At 59.5% G+C, this 3,916-nt stretch carries 6 protein-coding genes; 4 read left to right on the top strand and 2 right to left on the bottom strand.

Annotated features, from left to right (window positions below):
• Nucleotides 1-397 precede the first annotated feature (397 nt).
• From cueR to X946_RS04555, 3 genes are all read left to right on the top strand, one after another.
• On the top strand, nucleotides 398-802 hold the full coding sequence (cueR, locus tag X946_RS04560) for a Cu(I)-responsive transcriptional regulator (protein ID WP_038744516.1): 405 nt from the start codon (nucleotides 398-400) through the stop codon (nucleotides 800-802).
• A gap of 219 nt (nucleotides 803-1,021) precedes the next feature.
• Nucleotides 1,022-1,168 carry a DUF3563 family protein gene (locus tag X946_RS30150; RefSeq protein WP_081989347.1) on the top strand — a complete coding sequence of 49 codons (147 nt, stop codon included), beginning with the start codon at nucleotides 1,022-1,024 and terminating at the stop codon, nucleotides 1,166-1,168.
• A 154-nt stretch (nucleotides 1,169-1,322) separates the two neighbouring features.
• Entirely contained in the window at nucleotides 1,323-1,631 is a 309-nt protein-coding gene (locus X946_RS04555) for a hypothetical protein (protein WP_052145007.1), read from the top strand.
• A gap of 14 nt (nucleotides 1,632-1,645) precedes the next feature.
• On the opposite strand, the gene X946_RS04550 is transcribed toward X946_RS04555, so the two are convergent.
• On the bottom strand, nucleotides 1,646-2,491 hold the full coding sequence (locus X946_RS04550) for a 23S rRNA (adenine(2030)-N(6))-methyltransferase RlmJ (protein WP_038744515.1): 846 nt from the start codon (nucleotides 2,489-2,491) through the stop codon (nucleotides 1,646-1,648).
• A 137-nt stretch (nucleotides 2,492-2,628) separates the two neighbouring features.
• The gene (locus X946_RS04545; protein WP_038744514.1) at nucleotides 2,629-3,600 is read right to left on the bottom strand and encodes a potassium channel beta subunit family protein; all 972 of its coding nucleotides are present in this window, start codon (nucleotides 3,598-3,600) and stop codon (nucleotides 2,629-2,631) included.
• Between the two features lie 187 nt (nucleotides 3,601-3,787).
• Between X946_RS04545 and X946_RS30145 the strand changes: the two genes are divergently transcribed.
• A partial coding sequence (locus X946_RS30145; protein ID WP_152611628.1) for an SDR family NAD(P)-dependent oxidoreductase occupies nucleotides 3,788-3,916 on the top strand: 129 nt, incomplete at its 3' end.

Genomic DNA, 3,916 nt, shown 5'->3' with positions numbered 1-3,916 from the left:
CGGCAGGAGCCTCGCGCTCCAGCTCCCGCCTCGACTCCCTTCTCGCTCGAGCGCGGGCGGGCCTCTCGGACCGTCCGCACGCGCTCTTGGGATTCGACCGGCCCTCGCGTCTAGTCCGCCGATCTGCTCCACGCGTTTCGCGGTGTGAGCGCCTTGGTCACTGGCGAGCCTTTTCGGAGCGACGGCGATACTTATTCCGTCTTGAGCCGGTGGCCAGATGTTTTCCATCGAGCAGTAACTTCCGGATGCTTCGCTGTCAGCCTAGTTCTGGTTCTCGTTCGTCGTGCGATACCCCTGGTCGGGGGCCTGACTTCAGCGCAAGCCGCAGCCGGACAGCGAAGAAGATATTTGGCAGAACGCGCTAACATTCGAGTCGTGATTCTGTCTGGAGCGAATTGTGAACATCGGAGAGGCCGCAAAGGCAACGGGCGTCAGCGCAAAGATGATCCGCTACTACGAAAGCGTAGGCCTTCTCAATCCGGCGAAGCGTACCGATTCGGGATACCGCGTCTACCACGATGAAGAAATCCACTTGCTCCGCTTCATCCGGCAGGCGCGACGGCTGGGGTTTCTCGTCGACGACATCCGGAAACTGCTGGCGCTCTGGCAAGATCGCTCGAGAGCGAGCGCCGAAGTCAAAGCGATTGCGATCGAGCACGTGGCCGAACTTGACGGCCGGATCGCCGAGCTTACCGACATGCGGAACACGCTTGCGAACCTTGCCGCGCATTGCAGTGGAGATGACCGACCGGATTGCCCCATTTTGGAGCGCTTGGCTAACCCTTGCTGTGACCCAAAATAGTGCATTCTGACGTGGGATTCTGGCGCAGCGGACTACGAAAGTGCCTCAAAAATCAGACGCTTAAGTTGGAATTGTTTGATCTATTCCAAATCGGCATGCATCACATTCGAGCATTTCACTGGCAACTTGGTGCAATCAGGCTATAATCGGGTTAACCCTATGCGGGATATCCCTGAAGTCGATTCACCAGGGGATCTCAACCTTCCTTGGAGAGCCAACATGTTTGCCTACATCATCGAAAAGCTGAGCAACTGGTTTGAAGCTGCAGAGCGCGACCGCCGTGAAGCCTACTTGGCATCGTCGAGCGACATCGTTCAACTCGAACAGCGCATCCGTTCGCTGGAAGCCAACGGCTACTCGCTGTAACTCGAAGCGGCAAGACGTCGCGTCACGCGCTTAGTGCGCGAGTAAAGGAAAGCTCCGTATTGACGGGGCTTTGTCTTTTCATAAGCTGGAAACGTCCAGTACAGATATCGTAGCCTATCGGCGTACAATCAGCGTCGTCTGAAACGGGGGCCGGATGAAAGTCGTCAAGCGCTTTTTCTGCTTCGCGATCGGTTGCGTCGCACTATGCGGCATCGCAACGGCTGCGATTGCTGGAGCAAACGGTGGTGCGCCGCTGATCTTGGACACGCAAAGCGGCATTCACGACGGTAAGGGCGGTATCGTGCTGCAGAACGCGCCCTTATCGCATGCTTCGATCGTCGCGCCTGCGCAACCTGCGCCGATGACGGAACTGTCTTCCGGTTCAACGGCGCCGATGGTGATCATCCCGTACATCGCAGTGCCGAATTCGGCCGTTCCGCTCAAATCTCCCGCGCCGCATTAGTAAACAGCGCGAAGTCAGTTGCCGCGGTGCTCGATCGCAAACGTCGCGCCGCCATCTTGCCCAAGCTTTTCGACGAGATACGGGAGAGTCTCTTTCATCGAGTCGATCAGCGTATATGGCGGATTCAGGATGAACATTCCGCTGCCGAACAGGCCATAGCCGTCAGAAGGAGGACGGCTCACAGTCAAGCTCAGATGCAGCCAGTTGTTCGGCTGCAGTCGTTTCAGATGATCGGCGAATTTCTGAGATTCGGGGCGGCTCACCTGTGGATACCAGATCGCATAGCATCCCGTTGCAAATCGTTTCAGGCTTTCTTCCACGCAGGTGATCGTCTTTGCATAGTCGCGCTTGTCCTCGTATGACGGGTCGATCAACACGAGCGCGCGCCGCGGCGGCGGTGGCAGCAGCGCCTTGATGCCTTCGAATCCGTCGCCGGCGTAGATCATCGCGCGTCGCCCCGCATCGCGAAAATTGTGCCGTAGCACGTCGATTTCGGTAGTGTGCAGCTCGAACAGGCGCATCCGGTCCTGTTCGCGCATCATTCGCCATGCGAGATAGGGCGAGCCCGGATAGTAGCGCAGCTCGCCGCCGCTGTTCAGCGCGCGGACTTCGTCGACGTAGTTGGCCAGTGCTTCGGGCAGATCCGCCGCATCCCAAATTTTTTCGATCCCCGTACTGAACTCACCGGTTTTCGCCGCATAACCGTCGAAGAGCGAGTAGACGCCTGCACCTGCGTGCGTGTCGATGTACCAGTACGACTTGTCCTTCTTGTTCAAATGACGCAGCAACTGCACGACAACGGCGTGCTTGAGGACGTCCGCGTGGTTGCCGGCGTGAAAGCCGTGACGATAGCTGAGCATGGCGAGAGAAATACGGAGCGAGACGTGGAAATCGGCCGAGCGGCGGGACGTGCGAATGATGTCGCAACGCCTGCTGGCATGGCTGGCAGATGCGGTCGCGTATTGTACGCGAGTATGCGATTCGGTCTGCCGTGCGGTTACTGGTAGGCATCGCCGACGAGCTGCTCGACCCGCTGCTTGACGTCCGGCGTGAGCTTTGCCGCCACGTCGAGCGAGCGCATGTTCTCGATGATTTGCTCGACACGCGACGCGCCGGTGATTACGGTGCTGACGCGAGGATTCTTCAGCACCCAAGCCAGCGCGAGCTGGCCGACGCTGCAGCCTAGGTCGCGCGCTACCTCGCCGAGCGCTTCGACGACGCTGTTCTTCGCCGGGTCCGTCAATTGTGCGCGCAGCCAGTCGTAGCCGTGAATTTCGGCTCGGCTGCCGGCGGGAACCCCGTGCCGGTATTTTCCAGTCAACAGCCCAGACGCTAGCGGGCTCCAGGTCGTGAGCCCCATTCCGAAATCCTCATAGAGGCGCCTATATTCTTGCTCGACGCGCTTGCGATGAAACAGGTTGTATTGCGGCTGCTCCATCGTCGGCTTGCGCAGGTGATGCCGCTCGGCGATTTCGTATGCGGCGCGGATCTCGTCGGCGCTCCATTCGGACGTGCCCCAGTAGAGCGCCTTGCCGCGCGCGATGATGTCGCTCATCGCCCACACGGTTTCCTCGATTGGCGTATTCGGATCGGGGCGATGGCAGAACACGAGGTCGACGTAGTCGAGCTGCAGACGTTGCAGTGACGCGTCGATCGCGTTCAGCAGGTATTTGCGGTTGAGGGTGTGGTACTGATTCGGCGCTTCCGCGAGCCCCCAGAAGAACTTCGTCGAAACCACGTAGCTGATGCGCGGCCAGCCGAGCGACTTCAGCGCATGTCCCATGATTTCCTCGGATTTGCCGCCCGCATACACTTCGGCGTTGTCGAAGAAGTTGACGCCGGCGTCGCGTGCGGCAGCCAGCGATTCTCGCGCGGCACGACGATCGACCTGGTTGCCATAGGTGACCCATGAACCGATCGACAACTCGCTGACTTGCAATCCGGAACGTCCCAGCCTTCGGTAGTTCATATCGCCTCCGATCGAGCGTGACCGACAACAAGCTTAGCCTGTTTGACCGCGGCGCGCGGCCTCGTTCATGCACAATAGCAATGTCGGCCGCGCGGCGACAGCCTGCCATTCGGCCTATGCCGCTCGGCCGACTGGATGAATGCCGGACGCGATGCTTTCATTGACTTAACTGATGGAGACTTCGGGAATGACTTCGAAATTGAACGGCAAAACTGCCGTCGTGACGGGCGCGGCAAGCGGCATCGGCAAGGAAATCGCGCTGGAGCTCGCGCGTGCGGGCGCGGCGGTCGCGATCGCCGATCTGAATCAGGACGGC

The organism is Burkholderia sp. ABCPW 111 (genome assembly GCF_000773065.1).
In the GTDB taxonomy this organism is placed as follows: Bacteria; Pseudomonadota; Gammaproteobacteria; order Burkholderiales; family Burkholderiaceae; genus Burkholderia; species Burkholderia savannae.
The sequence above is the reverse complement of the archived record's forward strand: the minus strand, read 5'-3'. Positions and strand labels throughout refer to the sequence as shown.

Excerpts from the sequence above, each read along its gene's own strand:
- X946_RS04550 (WP_038744515.1), bottom strand. The coding sequence starts at position 2,491 with ATGCTCAGCTATCGTCACGGCTTTCACGCCGGCAACCACGCGGACGTC.
- X946_RS30150 (WP_081989347.1), top strand. The coding sequence starts at position 1,022 with ATGTTTGCCTACATCATCGAAAAGCTGAGCAACTGGTTTGAAGCTGCA.
- X946_RS04555 (WP_052145007.1), top strand. The coding sequence starts at position 1,323 with ATGAAAGTCGTCAAGCGCTTTTTCTGCTTCGCGATCGGTTGCGTCGCA.
- X946_RS04545 (WP_038744514.1), bottom strand. The coding sequence starts at position 3,600 with ATGAACTACCGAAGGCTGGGACGTTCCGGATTGCAAGTCAGCGAGTTG.